Origin of the sequence: Kiloniella sp., from assembly GCF_965205715.1 — a bacterium.
Classification (GTDB): domain Bacteria; phylum Pseudomonadota; class Alphaproteobacteria; order Kiloniellales; family Kiloniellaceae; genus Kiloniella.
In genome coordinates, this window is sequence record NZ_CBDBHW010000008.1 from 122,501 (window position 1) to 143,251 (window position 20,751).

A 20,751-nucleotide genomic window follows, 5' to 3' on the forward strand; every position below is an offset into this window, starting at 1 on the left:
ATTCCGGTTCTTAAAACTAGGCCACTGGCCTGGTCCGCGTTCGCTCGCCACTACTAACGGAATCTCGGTTGATGTCTTTTCCTCCGGCTACTTAGATGTTTCAGTTCGCCGGGTTTGCCTCGTTACCCTATGTATTCAGGTAACGATAACCCTAAAGGGTTGGGTCTCCCCATTCAGAAATCCACGGATCAAAGGTTGCTCTCACCTCCCCGTAGCTTATCGCAGAGTGCTACGTCTTTCATCGCCTCTATACGCCAAGGCATCCACCAGATGCTCTTAAAGCGCTTGATCGAAATCACCCTAACACACGCAGAGATAAATCAATGATTTACCGCTACACGCGCTAAAGATCAGATCGTATTCAAGACCAAATTCATACATATCAACAATGTCAAACAACAACCTGCTAGGCAGGTATTCTCTAAAAGAGAATTCTTGATCTTTCCAGATAATATAAGTCGCTAAACGAACCGTCACTTAAGGTGAGTGGTGGAGGCAGAGGGGATCGAACCCACGACCTGAAGCTTGCAAAGCTACCGCTCTCCCAACTGAGCTATGCCCCCGTTATCACGCTGCGCGTTTGTTATGCTTCGTACTCCGTACTCGCTACCTCGCATAAGCTCGGACGGCCACTTGGCCTTGCCTCACTGCGTTCGGTGCGCGCTGTACTAACTAAAGCTACTTACCGCTGGTAAGTGGTGGGCCTGGGAAGACTTGAACTTCCGACCTCACGCTTATCAAGCGCGCGCTCTAACCAACTGAGCTACAAGCCCGAAAAACTACCGCTCTCTTTACCAATTTTCTGCGCTCAAAAAAGAACGCAGCCAACTGGCTGCTTGCGACATTATCTGGAAAGGATGCGAGAACGGCAGTTCGCCGTAATAGCTTGGTATTTTTTAAGTAATTTCAAAAAGTTGCCTCTTCGAAATCCTTAGAAAGGAGGTGATCCAGCCGCAGGTTCCCCTACGGCTACCTTGTTACGACTTCACCCCAGTCGCTGACCCTACCGTGGTCGGCTGCCTCCTTGCGGTTAGCGCACCGGCTTCGGGTAGAACCAACTCCCATGGTGTGACGGGCGGTGTGTACAAGGCCCGGGAACGTATTCACCGTAGCATGCTGATCTACGATTACTAGCGATTCCACCTTCATGCTCTCGAGTTGCAGAGAACAATCCGAACTGAGATAACTTTTGGAGATTAGCTTCGCCTCGCGACGTCGCTGCCCACTGTAGTTACCATTGTAGTACGTGTGTAGCCCAGCCCATAAGGGCCATGAGGACTTGACGTCATCCCCGCCTTCCTCCGGCTTATCACCGGCAGTCCCTCTAGAGTGCCCAACTAAATGCTGGCAACTAAAGGCAGGGGTTGCGCTCGTTGCGGGACTTAACCCAACATCTCACGACACGAGCTGACGACAGCCATGCAGCACCTGTATCCAATCCAGCCGAGCTGAAGGAAACCGTCTCCGGTAACCGCGATTGGTATGTCAAGGGCTGGTAAGGTTCTGCGCGTTGCTTCGAATTAAACCACATACTCCACCGCTTGTGCGGGCCCCCGTCAATTCCTTTGAGTTTTAATCTTGCGACCGTACTCCCCAGGCGGTGAACTTAATACGTTAGCTCCGTCACCAAGATGCAAGCATCCTGACGACTAGTTCACATCGTTTACGGCGTGGACTACCAGGGTATCTAATCCTGTTTGCTCCCCACGCTTTCGCGCCTCAGCGTCAGTATCGAGCCAGATAGCCGCCTTCGCCACTGGTGTTCTTCCTAATATCTACGAATTTCACCTCTACACTAGGAATTCCGCTATCCTCTCTCGATCTCTAGACTGCAAGTTATAAAGGCAGTTCCCAGGTTGAGCCCAGGCCTTTCACCTCTATCTTTGCAATCCGCCTACACGCCCTTTACGCCCAGTAATTCCGAACAACGCTCGCACCCTTCGTATTACCGCGGCTGCTGGCACGAAGTTAGCCGGTGCTTCTTCTACTGCTACTGTCATCATCCTCACAGTTGAAAGAGTTTTACAACCCTAAGGCCTTCTTCACTCACGCGGCATGGCTGGATCAGGCTTGCGCCCATTGTCCAATATTCCCCACTGCTGCCTCCCGTAGGAGTCTGGGCCGTGTCTCAGTCCCAGTGTGGCTGATCATCCTCTCAGACCAGCTATAGATCGTAGACTTGGTGAGCCATTACCTCACCAACTATCTAATCTAACGCGGGCTCATCATAGAGCAATAAATCTTTCCCCCGTAGGGCGTATGCGGTATTAGCATTCGTTTCCAAATGTTATCCCCCACTCCATGGTAGATTCCCACGCGTTACTCACCCGTGCGCCACTGTCCAGTTCCCGAAAGAACCTTCTCGTTCGACTTGCATGTGTTAAGCCTGCCGCCAGCGTTCGTTCTGAGCCAGGATCAAACTCTCAAGTTGACCTGACTTCTGTCTTAAAACAGAACTCAAATTTATTACTGACTAGGTATAGTGTAACTTATTTCGAATAAGATACATAAACTAGCTAGCTCGTTGCTAAAACCAACAAACCGCCGTTCACGCATCCTTTCCATCTGATCTACAATGTCAAACAACAAACCCGTAAGGGCCAAATAATAATTAACAAATTAGAACCAAGCGAACCCGGCCCCGAAAAGCTAGACGATATATATAGTCTTTTTCCCTATCGTCAAGGAACATCTCAAAACTTTTTGTAAAAACTTTTCATAAGACCGAAGCCTTAAATCAACAATCAACAAATAATCGCTAACTGCCTGTTTTTACTCTGTCTTTCCGATGCCCCGAAGAAGCGTGCGCCCCGTCGGTGAGCGGTGTTATAGGCCTCACACCCACACCTGTCAAAGGCCTTTATGAAAAAAATACACATTTTTGCAATATTTCTAAAACACACCACCAAACTTACCGATTATTACTCAAATTCACCCCGTTTGAGGTCGAATCAGATCCTAAAGGATTCCCCAAACAAACAAATCCAACGCTTTCACAGCGAATCACGCAAAATCAATCAAGAATCGATCAACAAAATGGCCAAGATTCGCGAAATAATCGTCAAAAAATTTCGAACTACAGATTATTCAATCGAAACCGCTTCATTCATATAGGCGACCATCATCTACGGCTCGAAGGTGCTCAGTAAATGCTGGTGACGACATCAGCCTCTTACAACGATCAAAACGCCCTATGCTATAAGCCCAGAAATCTTCGGCAGGATTCTGATTGCCATACTGGATCAATCCCCACAGGGTCCAGAGCAGATCACACATCGCCTTATAGATAACCATTCTACCCAAGATTTCTGCTGGAGGCTCTCCACCCCAATAAGCCGAGAGCAATTCTAGATCCTGTTCTTCGGTAAACTCGGCTTCGACAGAAAGATCGCCGAGATCCCAGAGCGGATCATTCATCCCGGAATATTCCCAGTCCACAATCCACATCTTTTCCCCATCATCTAGGAAGTTTTCCGACAAGGGATCACAATGACAGGGGACAAGGGGCAAGCTCTTCTTCGAGGCCAAAATCTCTCGAATGTTTTGCGCCTCTTTAACGACCTCATGATAACCATCAGGTAAAACCACACCCAGATCACCCAGAACCCTTAGGTATTCATCAATCATGGCAAAGAGCTCGAAACGGAAGCCGAATTCTTTTCCCGAGTTATGCAACAAAGCCAATGCTTGTCCTGCTCGGCCCGGTGATCCCGTTCTGGACTTAAAGGCAGCGGGGCTCATGGTTTCTGTGCCGCCAAGGAAGCGAGACACCATCACGCCCTCAGCCGGATCACTATAGAGCACCTCTGCAGAGACCTTTATGTCTGCAGCAACCCGTGCATTATGAGATTCAACCGAGCGATCAATATACCATTCGGTTCCCTCTCCTGGAATTCGAACGATATAACTGTCCCCTCCCCGCGACACCTTAAAGACAAGGTTGGTCAAGCCACCGAGGCGCTCAATTGAATAACTCTCGGGCTCCCACCCCTTTAACTCAGGCACCTGCGCCAAAGCTGTTGCGATTTGCTGATGCTCCATATTCATAGCCCCTTCTTTGTCCATCATACCTTTAATCGTTCATTCATGGGATCATACAGCGCCCCATCAACCCGCGTTGCCGGATAGCGCTTCCCGAAAGCTTCTATTTCGAACCCCTGCAAATCTGCAATCGACTTGGGGAGATACCCCAACGCAATCTGCTTATCTATGGTATGGCCGTGATTAGCAGAGGTGGTTAGGCCGACAACATCCTCACCAAGGAATATCGTCTCCGCGCCGTAGAGAGAAACGTCGGCCTCTATAGTAAAGGTCGACAGCTTTTGGCTCGGCCCCTTTTCCTTAGTACCCTGGAGTGCGTCACGACCGATAAAGTCGGCTTTTGATTTCAAGGCCACCTTAAATCCCAAGCCGGCATCATAAGGAGTGTAATCAGGCGTCACTTCTGAGCTCCAGTAAACATAGCCCTTTTCCAGTCTCAGGCTATCAATAGCGCGATAACCGACATTGGCAATATCATAATCCTGTCCGGCCGCCCAAAGCAGCTCATAAACGTGTGCGGCAAACTCTGTTGGGATGTGCAGCTCCCAGCCTAGCTCCCCCACATACCCAATACGCAGAGCCCAGAGGGTCGCTGCGCCAATTTCGATTTGCTGACAGGAGGAAAAAGGGAAAGCTTTATTCGTGAGATCATTATTCGTAACCGCCTGTAAAACCGATCTCGAATTCGGGCCACAGATATTGATCACTGCTTTGGCAGAGGTCACTTCAAAAGCATGAACAGAGCCATCGTTTGGCAAATGCGCCTTGATCCAGTGAAAGTCATGGGTCGCAAAACCACTGCCGGTAACGACATAAAAATGCTGCGGACCGAGACGGCAGATGGTTAAATCGGCCTCAATCCCGCCCTTCTCATTACAAAGTTGGGTATAGATCACCGACCCTTCAGGCTTATCAATGTTAGAGATCGCGAGCCTCTGCAAAGCACCCAACGCCCCCGGGCCGACAATCTCCATTTTGGCAAACGACGACTGATCTATCAGGGCCACATTTTCCCGCACAGCCTTACATTCCTGTGTAACAGGCGAGAACCAGTTTGTCTTGGTGCGGTCAAAATCCAGCTGATCCCGGGGCTCCATACCAGCTGGGACAAACCAGTTCGGGCGCTCCCACCCCGCTTTACTGCCATAACAGGCACCCTTTTCCTTTAATATCGTATAAAGCGGACTACGCCTTATGCCTCGGGCAGCTTCTGCCTCTTCGCCAGGCTTATGTAATAGGTAGTGCCCACCGTAGTGTTCCACCGCCCGATTATACATGAAGTAGTTGGTATTATGATGTTCGCTAAAGCGGCGAATATCCAAGGGCCAGAGATCTAGACTTGGCGCCTCATCAACAATCCATTCCGCCATCATCTGGCCCGCACCACCGCCTGCCGCAATCCCGTAGAGGAAACCACTGGCGACAAAGTAGTTATCAAGCTCAGCCGCCTTCCCCATAACAAAGTCACCATCGGCTGAATAAGGAATGGGACCATTGATAAGTTCGCGGATGCCGACGGTGTTAATAACCGGAGTGATTTCGGCGGCCAGGCAGGCAAGTTGTTCAAAGCGATCAAAATTACCGCCTAACAGTTCACGCCCGAAACCTTGTGGAATACCCTTGTCGCCAAAGGGAAGCGTTCCCTTTTCATATCCGCCGACAACCATGCCCCGGACTTCTGGTTTGTAATATATCAGCCGGTCAGGATCACGCATGGTTGGCATATCCTTGGGCACATCAGGTATAGGGTCCGTGATCATATATTGATGCTCCAAAGCACAGGCGGGAACTCTGACATTACTGAGCGCCCCGAGTTCTCGAGACCACATACCGCCCGCATTCACCAATATATCAAAGGTCCAGGTTCCCTCAGACGTAACAATTTCTGTGGCGCGACGACCATCCCGGCGCACTTCAAGAACTTCGACGCCTTGATGAATTTTTGCGCCCTTGTCTCGTGCCCCTTTGGCCAGTGCCTGACAAACAGAGCTTGGATCAATATAACCATCGCTGGGAATATAGGCTGCCCCCTCGACACCCTCAGTGGTCATGATCGGGAAGAGTTCTTGTGCTTCCCGAGCACTTAGAATTTGCATCTCGAGACCAAAGCTCTTGGAGGTCGTTGCCAAGCGCTTTACCTCAAGCATGCGATCTTTGGAACTTGCCAACCGGAGACTTCCGACTTTCTTCCAATCCAGCGCCTGCCCGGTTTCTGCCCCTAATCTGTCGTATAATTCAACGGATTTCTGCAACATACGGGTCGTATTTCGCGATGACCTTAACTGACCGACCAAGCCTGCAGCATGCCATGTTGCTCCGTGGGTCAACTGGTTCTTTTCCAGAACAGCCACATCCTGCTTTCCCATACGGGTTAGATGATAGGCTATCGAACACCCAATAATCCCTCCCCCAATGACAAGGACTTCCACGTGATGTCGTTCAGACATTTAACCCTCCCAGAAACAACCCATAACCATATAATTCCACAATAACCACAGAAAATCACTTAATTTGGAGTCGAGTCAATGACATATTTTGCATTCTTGAGGGTATTACGAGTTTATTTCGTGGATTTAATGATGTACTAGTAGAAACAACAACACCAAACCCACGAAATGAAAGCCAATGAACCCTTCAAAACGCCAACTCGATATCCTCAAAAACGTTCGATTTAATGGCTTCTGCACGACCGCAGCGCTCGCAGAAACGCTGCAGGTTTCGATGGAAACTATCCGTCGCAATGTGAATAGCCTTGTCACCGAAGGCCTGTTGGAAAAAGTACATGGCGGCGTTTCACTCCCGGAAAGCCTTCCTGAACCCTCATTCTCCCGACGCCTGATGGAAGGGAAAGAAAGCAAACAACAAATTGCCGCTCTGGTGGCCGCACAAATTCGCAACGGAGAATCTCTCTTTCTCGACAACAGCTCGACCACAGCTTACGTCGCCATGGCCCTGAGCGATCACAGCAACCTGTTCATCGTCACCAACTCGGCCTCAATCGCCAACATTCTGGTGAGCCGAAACGGCAACAGAGTATTTTTGGCCGGGGGAGAGCTTAGAGAACACGATGCCGGCGCATTTGGTCCTGAGGCCCTGGAATTCGTCGGCCGGTTTGAGTTGGATCACGCCATATTATCCGCTTCAGCCGTTCACAGCGAAAAAGGCTTTATGGTCAATCACCTTTGCGAAGCGGTATTTTCTCAAACCCTTATCAGCCATTCACAGCAATCGATTATGGTTCTCGACCATAGTAAGTTCGACAAAATGGCCCCTGTAAAGCAGTGCGAATTCTCTCAAATAATTCAATTTGTCTCTGACAAGACACCCTCAAAATCCCTACTCGAGGCTATCAAGCTTGCGGGTTGCGACATACTGACGGCGGAAGAACAGACGTTTTCACAGTAAAGATCAGTAAAGACCCGTAGATATAGCAATCGCTGATCATCAGATCTTGCCTAATGTTAATTCCTCTGTGATCTTAGCTGCTTACTATATTAGGGGAACAATCAAGAATGAATGCGGGTGGAGTTCCAGAAAACGGCCAAGTCGTTATCGGACTGAATGCTGTTATTGTGGCAATCATAGAAGAACAGCCAAAGGTATTGATCGTTCAACATACGCCGGAAACGCTAACCGCCCAGCACGAAACCCTGACCGACCGTGCACTTCCTCATGACGATCGTCACGAAGCACTGCCTTTTGGCCCGTTTTACCCCCTAAAGCACCGCACCCTGGAAAGCGGCCTTCGGTCCTGGGTGGAGGAGCAAACCAATCATGAAATTGGTTATGTTGAGCAACTCTATACCTTTGGCAACCAGGGACGCGACCCCAGAGAAGAAGCTGGTGGACCGAGACTGGTATCCGTCAGCTATCTGGCGTTGGTACAAGACACAGCCCCAACAGCTATTGAAACCGCAATTTGGCACGACTGGTACCGCTACTTCCCCTGGGAAGACTGGAGAGAGGATACACCCGCCCTCCTCGAAAGTGACATCATACCAGCGTTACGCCAATGGATCGAAACATCCAGTGATGCAGCAGAGCGACAAGATCGTTATGAACGCGCCTGCATTACCTTTGGATTAGATGATACACCCTGGAACGATGAATTGGTTCTCGAGCGGTACGAACTACTTTATGAAGCCAACCTCGTTGCCGAAGCCCAAGATCATCTTTCTGACCCTATACAAATTGGCTTTAGAGGCACAGCAATGGCGCTTGATCACAGGCGTATTCTTGCAACGGCCATTGGACGACTTCGGGGAAAAATCAAATACCGCCCAGTAGTATTTGAGCTCATGCCTCCGACTTTTACACTGTTGCAGCTCCAAAAAGTCGTCGAAGCTCTTTCGGGCTCACGACTCCATAAGCAGAATTTCCGCCGCCTCATCGAGAAAAAAGGGCTGGTAGAAGCAACAGGAAAAATCGAAAGCCAAACCGGTGGCCGACCAGCGAGTCAATTCCGTTTTCGTCGAGAAGTTCTTATGGAAAAACAGGCGCTTGGCGTTCGTCAAAACTAACCATCCCATAACAAACTTTAGCAACAACAAGCTAATAATAGCTGTACAAAATACATTTATGCTCACTTGAAGCATAAATAAGCTTGACCAGAGTAATACTCATTTGTAGCATAAGTGAAATAGGGGCTTCCCGTCTTTTTTTATAGCCCCCTTATACTCAAATAGAGCACAAGAGGTAACCATGCCTGCCAACACTGCAGTCATTGCGACAGAAGAACTCACCTACACCCCTGAAGTAGCGGAACGCACAGCGGAAATCTTTCAGCGCGTTGCTCCGGCAATTAGCGCAGAAGAGTGGCCAGACTTTGCTCCATATGTGGATGAGATCGTACGCCTTAAAAAAGAACGCAATGCTGTCATCCTCGCGCACAACTACCAAACCCGGGATATCTACCACTGCGTATCAGATATTGTAGGGGACTCTCTTGCGCTCGCACAAAAAGCCGTTGAGGTCGAAGCTGATGTAATCGTCATGGCTGGCGTACATTTCATGGCAGAAACCACCAAGCTTATGAACCCTTCCAAAACGGTTCTCATCCCCGACCCCAAAGCAGGTTGTTCTCTTGCGGATTCAATCACAGGTGAAGACGTCAGGAATCTACGCAAAAAATACCCTGGTGTGCCAATTGTCACCTATGTGAACACATCTGTAGAGGTCAAAGCAGAATCAGATATCTGTTGCACATCCGGCAATGCCGTGAAGATTGTAGAATCACTTGGCGTTGATCGTGTTCTGCTTATCCCCGATCGCTTCCTTGCCGCCAACGTTGCCGCAGAGACCAATGTCGAAATCCTGACCTGGGCTGGCGAATGTGAAGTCCATGAACGCTTTACCGCACAACAGGTAACCAAGCTTCGTGAAGCCCACCCTGACGTTACCGTGCTTGCTCACCCTGAGTGCCCACCAGAAGTCGTAGAAGCAGCAGATTATTCCGGGTCAACAGCGGGTATGATCAGCTTTGTCTCAGAGCAAAAACCCAAAGAAGTTGCTTTGATTACCGAATGCTCTATGGGGGATAACATTGCTTCAGAAAATCCGGATACGACCTTCATCCGATCCTGCAACCTTTGCCCCCATATGCAACGTATTAACCTGATGAACATCTGTGATTCGTTAAAGACCATGACCCACGAAGTCACAATTGATCCTGAACATGCCGACAGAGCACGTTTGGCAGTACAGCGGATGCTTGACGCAAGCTAAGGAGTTCAGAGCCTGATGGATATCTTTGCACATCGTGTTCAAAAAACAGACGTATTGGTGATTGGGGCCGGTCTTGCAGGCCTTATGACTGCGCTCACCCTTGCACCAAAGTCTGTTACCCTTCTTTCCAAAGGTCCTCTTGGCGAAGAAGCCTCGAGCACTTGGGCGCAAGGGGGAATATCCGCAGCTCTGTCACCCGAAGACAGCCCAACCAACCACCTCCGCGATACCATTGCTGTGGCCGGCGGCATCGCAGATGAAGATATTGCCGCCCTGGTAACACAGCTGGGGCCGGAAAGAATCCAAGATCTGATCGATCTCGGTGTTATTTTTGACAGGGACGAAAACGGTCTCAGTTTGAGTAGAGAGGCGGCCCACAGCCACCGACGCGTTGTTCATGCCAATGGCGACTCAACCGGGCGAGAAGTCATGCGCGCGTTGCGCCTTCGCACCCTTGAAGCCAATCACATTTCCGTCTTGGAAAATGCCGAAGCTCTTAACCTAATCACTGAAGAAAAAACAGTGTACGGCGCAACTGTTGTTCAAGACCAACAACACATTGCCGTTCAAGCCAATGCCGTTGTGTTGGCAACTGGCGGCATTGGTCAACTTTACAGCGCAACCACAAACCCCTTTGCCGCTTGTGGTGATGGCCTTGCCATGGCAGCACGGGCGGGCGCCACTTTGAAAGATCTGGAGTTCGTTCAATTCCACCCCACGGCCATTGATGTCGATGCCACACCGCGACCTCTAGCCACAGAAGCTCTTCGTGGGGATGGTGCCTGGTTGGTCAATGATCACGGCGAACGCTTTATGCAGGCGGAACATCCTCTTGGCGAGCTTGCCCCGCGCGACATTGTTGCCAGAGGAATTTGGCGGCAGAGAGAAGCTGGACAACAATGCTATCTTGATACCAGAGCCAGCGTGGGCCAGGCTTTTCCAGAGCACTTCCCCACGGTATTTAAGCATTGCCAAGATCACGGCATTAACCCTAGAAAAGATTTGATCCCTGTTATCCCCGCTGCGCACTACCACATGGGTGGCATAGAAACAGATAGCCGTGGCCGCACCGATATCTCGGGACTTTGGGCTTGCGGAGAAGTGGCCTGCACCGGATTACATGGCGCCAATCGACTTGCGAGTAACTCGTTGCTTGAAGCCCTGGTTTTTGCTCCACTTGTGAGCAAGGACATCAAAGAAAGCACGTTGGATCAGACTTCATCTAAGAGTCTCTTTGAGTACAATGAAAAACAAGTACCACTCATCGATGACCACAGCGGTGCAATCTCTGAGCTGCAAACCTTGAACTACCGCTACATTGGTCTTTGCCGTAACAAACAAGGACTGGAAACTCTTCTCTGTCATCTCGATGATTTAGAGAAAAAATATCCCGAGCCTTCAGCAAGACTGCGGAACTTAATGACAGTTAGCAGATTAGTCGCGGTATCAGCATTAGCACGTCAAGAAAGCCGCGGTGGTCATTACCGAAGTGATTATCCTGAGGCACAAGATGAATATAAGAGCCACACGCGCTTAACCCTTGAAGATACTCTCAAACCAGGATTTGGGTTTAAAGAAAATTCATCCCTGAAGATGGCCTCCTAAGTTTTAAAAAGACCGATATCATGACATCCAACATTACCCCGCTTCCCCGCCCTCTTATCGTAAAAGCTGTTAAAGATGCCCTTCTCGAAGATTTGGGATCTACTGGTGATCTGACCAGCGACAGTACCATCCCAGAAGATGCTATGCTTTTGGCCTCTGTCGTCAGTCGACAAAACGGCACCATTGCAGGAACAGACTTTCTGGTCGTCGCAATGGCAGAGTTATCAGAGGATGTCAGTGTTGAAATTCTGGTAAAAGACGGCTCCAAAGTTACGCCCGGAACGGTTATTGCCAATATATCAGGGCCTGCGCGGGCGATCCTCAGTGGAGAACGGGTTGGGTTGAATTATATGGGCCACCTTTCGGGAATCGCCACAGCAACACGCAACATCGTTGATCTCGTCGAAGGCTTGCCTGTACGTGTCACCTGTACGCGTAAAACCACCCCGGGTTTGCGCGCCTTTGAAAAGTATGCGGTTCGTTCCGGTGGCGGTCATAACCATCGCTTCGGTCTTTATGATGGCGTAATGCTCAAAGATAATCATATCGCTGCCGTGGGTGGCAAAATAGGCAAGGCAATTGATCAGGCCCGCGCCAACATCGGCCACATGGTCAAAATCGAAGTTGAAGTCGATACTCTTGAGCAATTAAGAGAAGCGTTACCTCACAAACCGGATATCATCCTTCTCGACAACATGAGCCTCGAAGAACTCAAAGAAGCCGTCTCCATGATTGACGGTAAAGCCATCGCAGAGGCCTCCGGCGGCATTACCTACGAAACCGCCCGCACCATTGCCGAAACCGGGGTGGATGTGATCTCGCTTGGTTGGCTGACACACAGTGCGCCTTGTTTGGATCTAGGGCTGGATATTCTCTGAGGTATCAACAAAAGAAGGCCCGGAGCATATCTCCGGGCCTTCTTATAAACTATAGCCTAACAAAGGAATAACCTTCTTACCCAGCTTCAACAGCCGAGTAGTCATTCCAGCTCGACACCGGTACGATCTCTTCCCGTGGCGAAACATTCGGTCGGGTAACGGGGCGATAACCATCCGCCGCTTTTTTGCGAAGAGCCCGGTCTATTTTAGCAGTTTCCTCTGATGACTTCCCACCGTGGATCAGGATTTTCTGACCGTCTTGATGCACCGGGAAACCTTCCTCAATGGTTTGGCTGCTTTCAACATAACAAACACCGTCAACGAGGTCGGAGACCGTATCATCAGTAAAATCATGCTCTTCAGAGTACTCTAAGAGTAGCGGAACCGAAGATCCCAATTCGATCAAAGCATGTCGGGCTGACGCCAGTTGAGCACGCGCATGCTCTAGGCCGGAAACAGGATTGAAACACAGGGCATCAACACCACCAGAAACAAGCCCTTGAACTTGAATATAGGCATCATTGCGCAGCTCATTATCGCCACCTTGCGGTGAAGACTGATCAACCACACCGATCACAAAGCGTCTGCGATCTCCGCCTGCGAGAGAGTCAACGGCCTGGCAGGCTGCTTCTGCAGCAAGGTGATTGATAACAAAAGCCTCATCCTTCATGCCATGCTTATCCAGAACATCAGGAGAAGCCCCTGTTGTATTGGTTCGAATGACATCAGCACCCGCCTCGAGGTAGGCTTTATGAATTTCAGTAATAGCATCAGGACGAGATATATTTAGGGCTGCAAGGCAATCCGCATGACCAAAAGTTGCTCGCTCTATATCCACATTCAACTTGGATAGCAGTGGCGCAACGTCACCATCAGTCAGTAAAACCCGAGAATTCAAAGCATCGATAAAATTACGCATTATGCAGCTTCCTTCTGTTCCGTCTGCAACGCCAACAAACGGCATACAGCTTCAGTTAGTGGTGAGCGATTGAGTGTATAAAAATGGAAAGCATCCACACCGCCCTCAATTAGGACTCGACAAAGATCTAGGCAAAGCGATACCGCTACAGCGGCTGACGTTTCAGGATTATCTTCCAAACCTTCAAAAGCCTTGATCACCCACTCTGGGATTGTCGCTCCGCAACGATCCGCAAAGCGTTTGAGTTGAGAGATATTATTGATCGGCAATATCCCGGGAACGATCGGAATGGTGATCCCTGCCTTACGTGCCGCCTCAACAAAGTTAAAATAACTTTCCGCTTCGAAAAAGAACTGGGTAATTGCTGTTGTGGCACCCGCGTCCTGTTTACGCTTTAGAAATTCAAGGTCAGCGGCCAGTGACTGACTATCCGGATGGGGATCCGGGTAAGCCGCAACTGCGATATCAAAATCGCCGAGTTCCCTTAAAGCTGCGATGAGCTCCACCGAATCCTGAAAACCATCGGTATGGGGAACAAAAGCTTCCCCGGGTACAGCACCATCACCGCGTAAGGCTACCAGGCGCTTAATGCCAAGAGATTTCCAGGATTTTACTGTATCAGTAATTTCCTGGCGAGATGCACCGGCGAGGGTAATGTGAGCCGCCAGTGTCAAATCACTGTCTTCAGCCAACTTGGCGATAAGCTCATTTGACTTCTGCTGGCCAGAGCCTCCAGCGCCATAGGTTATTGAGTAATATTGGGGATCAAATCCCTTCAGGCGTTCAACCGCCTGTCCTAAATTATCCAAGCCATTCGCCGATGCCGGCGGAAATAGCTCAAAACTGATGTCAGGTCTTTTCATCTTTTCCTTGCTCCGTTTCGGGATCGCGACGCGCTGTCCATATGCAGACCGTCAGCGGATCTCCGGGAAGATGTTCTGGCTTCGACAGACTTAAACCTGCATCGGCACAAAACTCTTCAATTTGTAAATCGTCAAAACCTAACCAATGATGCGCGTGATCATCACGAAGGCTATCCATACGGTGGGGCGCGAAATCCACCAAAATCAAACGACCGCCGGGCTTAATAACGCGGGCAGCCTCGCGCAGACACATTCGTGGATCTAAAGCGTAATGGAGAACCATGTTGAGACAGACCGCATCAAAGCGGGCATTGCCAAAGGGGATCTGGTACATATCTCCCTGTCGAACCTGACAGTTATTCAAACCCGCACGATCGATATTGTTTCGGGCAATCGCCAACATTTCACGAGAGATATCAAGACCTACTACCGAGCCAACCTCGCTTGATACCAGTTCAAGAACACGTCCTGTTCCAGTACCAACATCAAGCAGTTCCTCAACAGGCTCCTCAAGGAGTTTTTGTTGAAAGGCCGTTTCGATCTGAGCCGTATCTATGTGCAAGGATCTAATTTCATGCCAATCGGATGCATTTTTGCGGAAGTATTCCTGCGCTTTACGTGCACGCTCCGCCTTAATGTCTTCCAAACGCTGAAAATCGAGGGCCAACTTGGGATCATCAATTGGAATCAAGTCGATAATCAATCGCCCCAGTTCAGAACAAGGCTGATTGTCAGACAATCTGAAATACGCCCAGTTGCCTTCCTGATGGCGCTCAAGGAGACCTGCTTCCATGAGAAGTTTTAAGTGACGAGATACACGTGGCTGACTTTGTCCAAGAATCTGCACGAGCTCGCTAACTGTTAATTCAGCGTGTGCACATAGCCCCAACACCCTTAGGCGTGTTGGTTCGGCAATTGATTGTAAACCCTTCAACAATACTTCCACGTGACTTCTCCTTTTGACAACCATCTGGCCGTCCGAATTGACATAACAATATCTTTATATCGTAATTTAGCAAGATAAAAAATGACCTAATTACGTACATTTTTTATCTAATCACGACCATACTAACGTTAACTTGTTGATATTATTTAGATTTACATATCACTCTCACTACTGCTTTTTCATCTCTAAAACTTCATGGAGAATCTAGGGTTGTTATAGGGGAATAACTTGCTGGCAAAGATGAGGATCAATCCACCTCATCAAAAAGAAGAAAACCTATTGGAAAGAACTACGTTTTTCCAATTTCATTTCCTGCATTATCCACTCTTGAAATATGCCCAAGGCCGGACAGACATCCCTATTCTTTGGCGTTACAAGATAATATCCCCCCGCAAGCTTCTGACGTGGCAGAGATGTCGGCGCAATCAACGACCCGTTCTCGATCAAGTCATCCACCAGGGGCGAACTGAGCAAAGCAATACCCTGTCCATTCTGAGCGGCTTGAACCATTGAAGTGTACGCGTCGATGGAGATATCGGAAGGATCCTTATCCACATCGACACCAAAATGCTGAAACCAGCTCGACCAACGAGAATCAACGACATAATCAAAGTCGATCAAAAATTCATCCAACAACCCTCTGGGATCATCTATCTGCGGGCGCTCCTTCCAATAAGAACGACTACAAAGGGGTAAGACCTCACTGTCACAAAGGTAAGTAGATTTCACTTCCGCCCAATCGCCGTTGCCATAGCGTATTGAGACATGAATACCTGATGATTTTAAATCGACACATTTATCATCAACCGCAAACCGAAGATCGATCTCTGGAAATTTCGCACGAAATTTGGCCAGACGCGGCATCAACCAGTAGGCTGAAAAAGCTGTAGTGGTGCCGACCACCAAATAGTTACTACCCCGACCACTTTGAAACTCGACAACGGAGTCCGCAATCTGCGTCAGCCCCCCAGTAACAACCCGCTGGAATTCTTTTCCCTCTGGTGTCAATCGAACGGCGCGGTTTAAGCGCTCAAATAATCGTACGTTCACAAATTCTTCCAGAGCTTTTATCTGACGACTTATCGCGACCTGGGTGACTCCGAGTTCGTTGGCCCCACGGGTAAAACTCATATGACGCGCCGCGGCCTCAAAAGCCACAAGAGAGCCAAGAGGTGGGATTTTGTTACGCAAATTTTTCATAACCGTGAGGTTATGCATTATGTCCTCATTATGCAAATTGACGCCCCACACTATCCAGCCTTACCGTCCATTCAGATATTTACAAGGGATAAGGTTAAAATTATGGATGACATCAATCGTACTGACGTAACGCAGGACTTTGGGAACTATGCTCCGTTCAAAACAACAACACAAAATGAAACCAAGGCGCTCTCCACTCCAGGATTGAGAATGAGCCTTGGCCTGCTTCTTGAGCGTCAGGCAGCACGATTTCCAAATAACCCATTTGTTATCCAGGCTGAAACTGGAGACACTTTGAATTATCAGCAGTTCAATGAGCGCGTAAACCGTCTGTCTCACGGGTTAAGGGATCTTGGTATACGTCCGGGAGACTATGTCGGCATCATGCTGTCAAACTCGATCGACTTTCTGGTCAGCTCTTATGCTCTTAAAAAAATTGGCGCGATTGAAGTTTCTATCAACAGTACATTTCGCGGTGTATCCCTCACGCGCATGATCAACCTCACGGGGCTCTCCACCCTGATCACTTCCGTTGACTACTTGGATGTTATTGAAGAGATCATAACTGAGTTGCCAAACCTGGAACGCTTAATTCTGACCAACGATCAAGCTGAAACGATCCACGCAACTGGACGTTTTCCAGCCCTAGAAATCCTCCCTTTTGGTGACGCCTTAACCGATAACATATCAAATTGCGCCATTGACACCCCTGACGATGAAACGGCTGGAATCCTCTTTACCTCAGGCACAACCGGTGTCTCCAAGGGATGCGCCATACCCCACCGATCCTCGGTACGTGCCGCAGAATCCATGCTGGAAGCCTTTGATATCTGTGAAACCGATTGCGTTTACAGCCCCTACCCCCTCTTTCATTGTGGAGCGGCACAATACGATGTACTCCCCGCAATGATGGTCGGGGCACGTGCCGTCATCAGAGAGCGTTTTAGCGTTCGCAATTTCTGGCCCGAGGTCTGTAATTATGGTGCAACCTGGTTCATGGCACTAGGATCTGTACAGCAATTGCTCTGGGCAGCACCAGTATGCCCGGAAGAGACACAACACCGTTTGCGTTTTATCTGGGGAACACCTCTGCCCGTCGATCACGATGCTTTTGAGGCTCGCTTCAAGGTCAAGCTCGCCCGAGGAGGAGGATATGGCTCAACCGATGCTGGGGCTGTCGCCCTACCACTATTCAATAAGAAAGGCGCAGGCAAAGTCCTAGATCGCTATGAAGTTGCCATTGTCGACGAACAAGACAATCCTCTCCCCACAGGCGCTATTGGAGAATTGATCATTCGCCCAAGAGAGCCTGCCATCATGGCATCTAGTTACCTTGGCATGCCGGAAGAGACTTTAAAGTCCTGGCGTAATCTTTGGTTCCACACTGGAGATCTTGCCCGCCTTGACGACGAAGGTGATGTTTATTGGATTGCCCGTATTTCTGAGAGAATCCGTGTTAAGGGTGAAATGGTTTCCGCCTACGAGATCGAAGAAGTGATTCTTTCCCACCCCGCCGTAGAGGACTGTGCTGTACTCGGCGCTCCAGACGGAACAGGGGAAGAAACTGTTCACCCCTTTATTACCTTGCGCACAAATTCATATCTCACACTTGAAGAACTAAGCCATTTTTGTAAGACGCGTATGAGCCGTTTTATGGTTCCGACCAGCATGTCGCTGCTTAATGAAATGCCCCGCACCCCAAGTGGAAAACCAGCCAAAGCTGAACTTAGCAAAATATTGTCAACGTCTCTCCTTACTTAAGAGGTTAGCGTGATTAGGTGTTTAAAAGTTATCAGGAGCATTAAAATAAGAAATGATCAGAAATCACCATTTTGCCACATTTACGACCAAGTCCCTTCGCAATTGGGTCCTATCTTCAAAACCGTAGAGAGCTTCCCCTCTCTACGTGAGATCCTGAAGATCTCCACATTACCCCAAAGCTGGACTCTCGCGGCTGCTGGATACCCGACTGGCAGCCGCATCCTTTTTTGAACTCCTAAATTTTCCCCTGCGTCATAAGGAAACATCCCATTGGCGACAGGGGTATTTTTTTGTTATACGCTGCCCCAGTAATTCTTCGTGACAGGTCTCCAAACCGACCTGCAAAATTGAGATAAAGGGTGAGAATTTGGGCAAGAGCCTTTTCGACGGTGAGAATCTGACCTGTGTCAGAGGGGGACGCAACGTCTTCATCGGATTGAATTTTCATCTGTCCGAGAGCAGCGCCCTTATACTTGAAGGCCCAAATGGTAGTGGCAAATCAAGCCTGATACGTATTTTATCCGGCCTGCTTCGCCCGCGCCTTGGAACTTTAAAGTGGCAGGGAAAAGACGCGACGGACGAGCCCGAAATATTTCAAGAACACATTCACTACATTGGTCATCGCAATGCCATTAAGCCGGTTCTAACGGTCCAAGAGAATCTCTCCTATTGGTCTGGGCTGGAAAGAGATGATACTCATCTCGATAAGGCACTTGATCAGTTCAATATGCTGCCTTTGAAAAACACACCTGCGAATCTCCTCTCCTCAGGACAAAGCAGGCGCTTAGCCCTCTCACGATTACTCGCCACAAAAAGAAAGCTATGGCTTCTCGACGAACCGTCAGTTGGCCTAGATGTCGCGTCGATAACTTTGTTAGAACAAGCCATTGAAGAACATCGATCAACAGGTGGATCAGTAATTTTTGCGACCCACAGCCCGATAGAGGTCGAGGCCCCAGAGAAATTGAACCTGAGAGATTACAGCCCGCTTTATAATAGCGCTTTGATCAATTTAGATGATGAAGAGGAATGTTGGGTATGAACGCTTTCCTCAATATTGTGTCCAAAGACCTTCGTCTTGCTCTGCGGCAAAGATCAGATCTTGCAATGGCCGTATTGTTTTTCATCCTGACCGCCATGCTTTTTCCTTTTGGCTTGGGACCGGAACCCAACCTTCTCGCCAGAATCGCCCCGGGCATTATCTGGGTTACCGCACTGCTTTCAGTTCTTTTGTCACTTGAGCGTATTTTTCTTGCCGATTATGAAGATGGTAGCCTTGAACAGTTGGTGCTCTCGCGTGCCTCGCTCGAGATCGCTATTTTGGCAAAGGTTCTCGCGCATTGGCTGACAACGGGCCTACCTTTAATCTTGGCTGCGCCGTTGATTGCATTGCTCTTCAATATGGATACCGAAGCCATGACGATCCTGTTGTTCGCCATGTTGCTCGGGACTCCAAGTCTTAGCTTAATCGGTGCAATAGCAGCGACCCTAACGCTTGGCGCCAGACGCGGGGGTGTCCTTATACCTCTTTTGGTATTGCCTCTTTATATTCCGACTTTGATATTTGGTGTGGGGGCAATTGATGCGGCCATGAACAGCCTCGAGGCCGGAGCGGTAATTGCGAATGCCCGTCCTCACCTTTTGTTGCTTGGCGCAATCTTACTTGTTTCTTTACTAATAACACCACTGGCGGGAGCAGCCGCCCTTAAACAGGCCCTGGAATAGAGCAAAGAGCCAGCTTAAGTGTATAATTAGACAAAGAAGCCGAGTAAGAGGAAAATACTAAAAACGATAGCCGATCTCGTTTTACTGATCGACATCAAAGAACAAGCAGGCCTATTAACATATGGTCTAGCCCATAATCACAATATGTGTGCTCGACACACAAAAAGACGTCAATGGAAGGGATCAAGGACAATGTCGGTCTTTCACCGATTTGCCAATCCAAACCGCTTTTTAAAGCTAACAAACACAGTTCTTCCCTGGATTTCAGGGATTACGGCGCTGTCAATTGTTATCGGCCTATACATGGCATTCTTCACATCACCGCCTGACTACCAACAGGGTGAAAGTGTGCGGATCATGTATATCCACGTGCCTTCAGCCTGGATGGCGATGTTTATATATACTTCCATTGCGATTGCATCTGTGTGCTCTTTGATATGGCGACACCCTCTCGCTGACCTGGCTGCCAAGGCATCCGCGCCTATTGGTGCTGGCTTTACCTTTCTCGCTCTTGCAACAGGCTCCTTATGGGGAAAGCCCATGTGGGGCGCCTGGTGGGTTTGGGATGCACGTCTAACTTCAGTGCTGATCCTGTTCTTTCTCTATCTCGGCCATATGGCTCTAATGAACGCCTTTGAGGAACAAGAGCGTGGCAATCGGGCCGCCGCCGTTCTGGCAATTGTTGGCTTCGTCAACATTCCGATTATCAAGTTTTCTGTCGATTGGTGGAATACCCTCCACCAGCCAGCTTCAGTTATGCGCGCCGATGGTCCTGCCATTGACCCCTCAATGCTTTGGCCTCTATTGATCATGGGACTGGCTTTCAAGTTCTTCTATCTCGTTGTTATGTTGATCAGAATCAAAAGCGAGCTTATCGAAGCGAAATTGAGAAAATACCGCCGGGCCGTCGTCGACAACGCCTAAACGATATACTTTGATCAAGAAAATTTGATCGTGATGTGAATCAAAGACCTAGGGTATTAGTGTGACATAATGCGCTAGTGTTTACGGGATAGAACTTAGATATCCTCTATTAACGAGATCAAGCCGAGAACATGATATCATTAATCTCGGCACAACTCAGGTTAC

At 49.0% G+C, this 20,751-nt stretch carries 15 protein-coding genes, 2 tRNA genes and 2 rRNA genes (1 of these 19 running past the window's edge); 9 read left to right on the forward strand and 10 right to left on the reverse strand.

The window, feature by feature from the left end:
- The 6 genes from ACOGW3_RS09020 to ACOGW3_RS09045 all read right to left on the reverse strand — a co-directional run.
- Positions 1-291, reverse strand: a 23S ribosomal RNA gene (locus ACOGW3_RS09020); it reaches 2,455 nt to the left of the window's first position.
- Positions 292-487: 196 nt separating this feature from the next.
- Positions 488-563, reverse strand: a tRNA-Ala gene (locus ACOGW3_RS09025).
- Between the two features lie 133 nt (positions 564-696).
- A tRNA-Ile gene (locus ACOGW3_RS09030) sits at positions 697-773 on the reverse strand.
- A 162-nt stretch (positions 774-935) separates the two neighbouring features.
- Positions 936-2,431, reverse strand: a 16S ribosomal RNA gene (locus tag ACOGW3_RS09035).
- The 16S and 23S rRNA genes sit together here with 2 tRNA genes alongside, the layout of an rRNA operon.
- A gap of 671 nt (positions 2,432-3,102) precedes the next feature.
- Positions 3,103-4,041 carry a phosphotransferase gene (locus tag ACOGW3_RS09040; protein WP_419902662.1) on the reverse strand — a complete coding sequence of 313 codons (939 nt, stop codon included), beginning with the start codon at positions 4,039-4,041 and terminating at the stop codon, positions 3,103-3,105.
- 23 nt (positions 4,042-4,064) lie between these two features.
- Positions 4,065-6,488, reverse strand: a complete 2,424-nt coding sequence (locus tag ACOGW3_RS09045; protein WP_419902663.1) for a GcvT family protein — start codon at positions 6,486-6,488, stop codon at positions 4,065-4,067.
- A gap of 178 nt (positions 6,489-6,666) precedes the next feature.
- On the opposite strand from ACOGW3_RS09045, the gene ACOGW3_RS09050 reads away from it, so the two are divergent.
- The 5 genes from ACOGW3_RS09050 (at position 6,667) to nadC (ending at position 12,248) form a co-directional block, all read left to right on the forward strand.
- A complete protein-coding gene (locus ACOGW3_RS09050) occupies positions 6,667-7,446 on the forward strand; it encodes a DeoR/GlpR family DNA-binding transcription regulator (RefSeq protein WP_419902664.1) in 780 nt (259 codons plus the stop codon).
- A 107-nt stretch (positions 7,447-7,553) separates the two neighbouring features.
- Positions 7,554-8,561, forward strand: a complete 1,008-nt coding sequence (locus ACOGW3_RS09055; protein ID WP_419902665.1) for an NUDIX hydrolase — start codon at positions 7,554-7,556, stop codon at positions 8,559-8,561.
- A gap of 181 nt (positions 8,562-8,742) precedes the next feature.
- Positions 8,743-9,765, forward strand: a complete 1,023-nt coding sequence (nadA, locus tag ACOGW3_RS09060) for a quinolinate synthase NadA (protein ID WP_419902666.1) — start codon at positions 8,743-8,745, stop codon at positions 9,763-9,765.
- Between the two features lie 15 nt (positions 9,766-9,780).
- On the forward strand, positions 9,781-11,370 hold the full coding sequence (locus ACOGW3_RS09065; protein WP_419902667.1) for an L-aspartate oxidase: 1,590 nt from the start codon (positions 9,781-9,783) through the stop codon (positions 11,368-11,370).
- A gap of 20 nt (positions 11,371-11,390) precedes the next feature.
- The gene (gene nadC / locus ACOGW3_RS09070) at positions 11,391-12,248 is read left to right on the forward strand and encodes a carboxylating nicotinate-nucleotide diphosphorylase (protein WP_419902668.1); all 858 of its coding nucleotides are present in this window, start codon (positions 11,391-11,393) and stop codon (positions 12,246-12,248) included.
- Between the two features lie 76 nt (positions 12,249-12,324).
- Here nadC and ACOGW3_RS09075 read toward each other — a convergent pair whose 3' ends face one another.
- From ACOGW3_RS09075 to ACOGW3_RS09090, 4 genes are all read right to left on the reverse strand, one after another.
- On the reverse strand, positions 12,325-13,167 hold the full coding sequence (locus ACOGW3_RS09075; protein WP_419902669.1) for a homocysteine S-methyltransferase family protein: 843 nt from the start codon (positions 13,165-13,167) through the stop codon (positions 12,325-12,327).
- On the reverse strand, positions 13,167-14,030 hold the full coding sequence (gene metF / locus ACOGW3_RS09080; RefSeq protein ID WP_419902670.1) for a methylenetetrahydrofolate reductase [NAD(P)H]: 864 nt from the start codon (positions 14,028-14,030) through the stop codon (positions 13,167-13,169). The genes ACOGW3_RS09075 and metF overlap by 1 nt, the downstream gene beginning before the upstream one ends.
- A complete protein-coding gene (locus tag ACOGW3_RS09085) occupies positions 14,017-14,976 on the reverse strand; it encodes an ArsR/SmtB family transcription factor (protein ID WP_419902671.1) in 960 nt (319 codons plus the stop codon). The genes metF and ACOGW3_RS09085 overlap by 14 nt, the downstream gene beginning before the upstream one ends.
- Positions 14,977-15,252: 276 nt before the next feature.
- Positions 15,253-16,194: a LysR substrate-binding domain-containing protein gene (locus ACOGW3_RS09090; protein WP_419902672.1), complete on the reverse strand. Its 942-nt coding sequence runs from the start codon at positions 16,192-16,194 to the stop codon at positions 15,253-15,255.
- A gap of 84 nt (positions 16,195-16,278) precedes the next feature.
- Here ACOGW3_RS09090 and ACOGW3_RS09095 point away from each other — a divergent pair, with 84 nt between their 5' ends.
- The 4 genes from ACOGW3_RS09095 to ACOGW3_RS09110 all read left to right on the forward strand — a co-directional run bounded on the left by ACOGW3_RS09095 (position 16,279) and on the right by ACOGW3_RS09110 (position 20,586).
- Positions 16,279-17,937 carry an AMP-binding protein gene (locus ACOGW3_RS09095; protein WP_419902673.1) on the forward strand — a complete coding sequence of 553 codons (1,659 nt, stop codon included), beginning with the start codon at positions 16,279-16,281 and terminating at the stop codon, positions 17,935-17,937.
- Positions 17,938-18,304: 367 nt separating this feature from the next.
- Complete coding sequence (ccmA, locus tag ACOGW3_RS09100; protein WP_419902674.1) at positions 18,305-18,979, forward strand: heme ABC exporter ATP-binding protein CcmA; 675 nt, start codon at positions 18,305-18,307, stop codon at positions 18,977-18,979.
- Entirely contained in the window at positions 18,976-19,662 is a 687-nt protein-coding gene (gene ccmB, locus ACOGW3_RS09105) for a heme exporter protein CcmB (protein ID WP_419902675.1), read from the forward strand. The genes ccmA and ccmB overlap by 4 nt, the downstream gene beginning before the upstream one ends.
- 192 nt (positions 19,663-19,854) lie before the next feature.
- Complete coding sequence (locus ACOGW3_RS09110) at positions 19,855-20,586, forward strand: heme ABC transporter permease (RefSeq protein WP_419902676.1); 732 nt, start codon at positions 19,855-19,857, stop codon at positions 20,584-20,586.
- Positions 20,587-20,751: the final 165 nt, after the last annotated feature.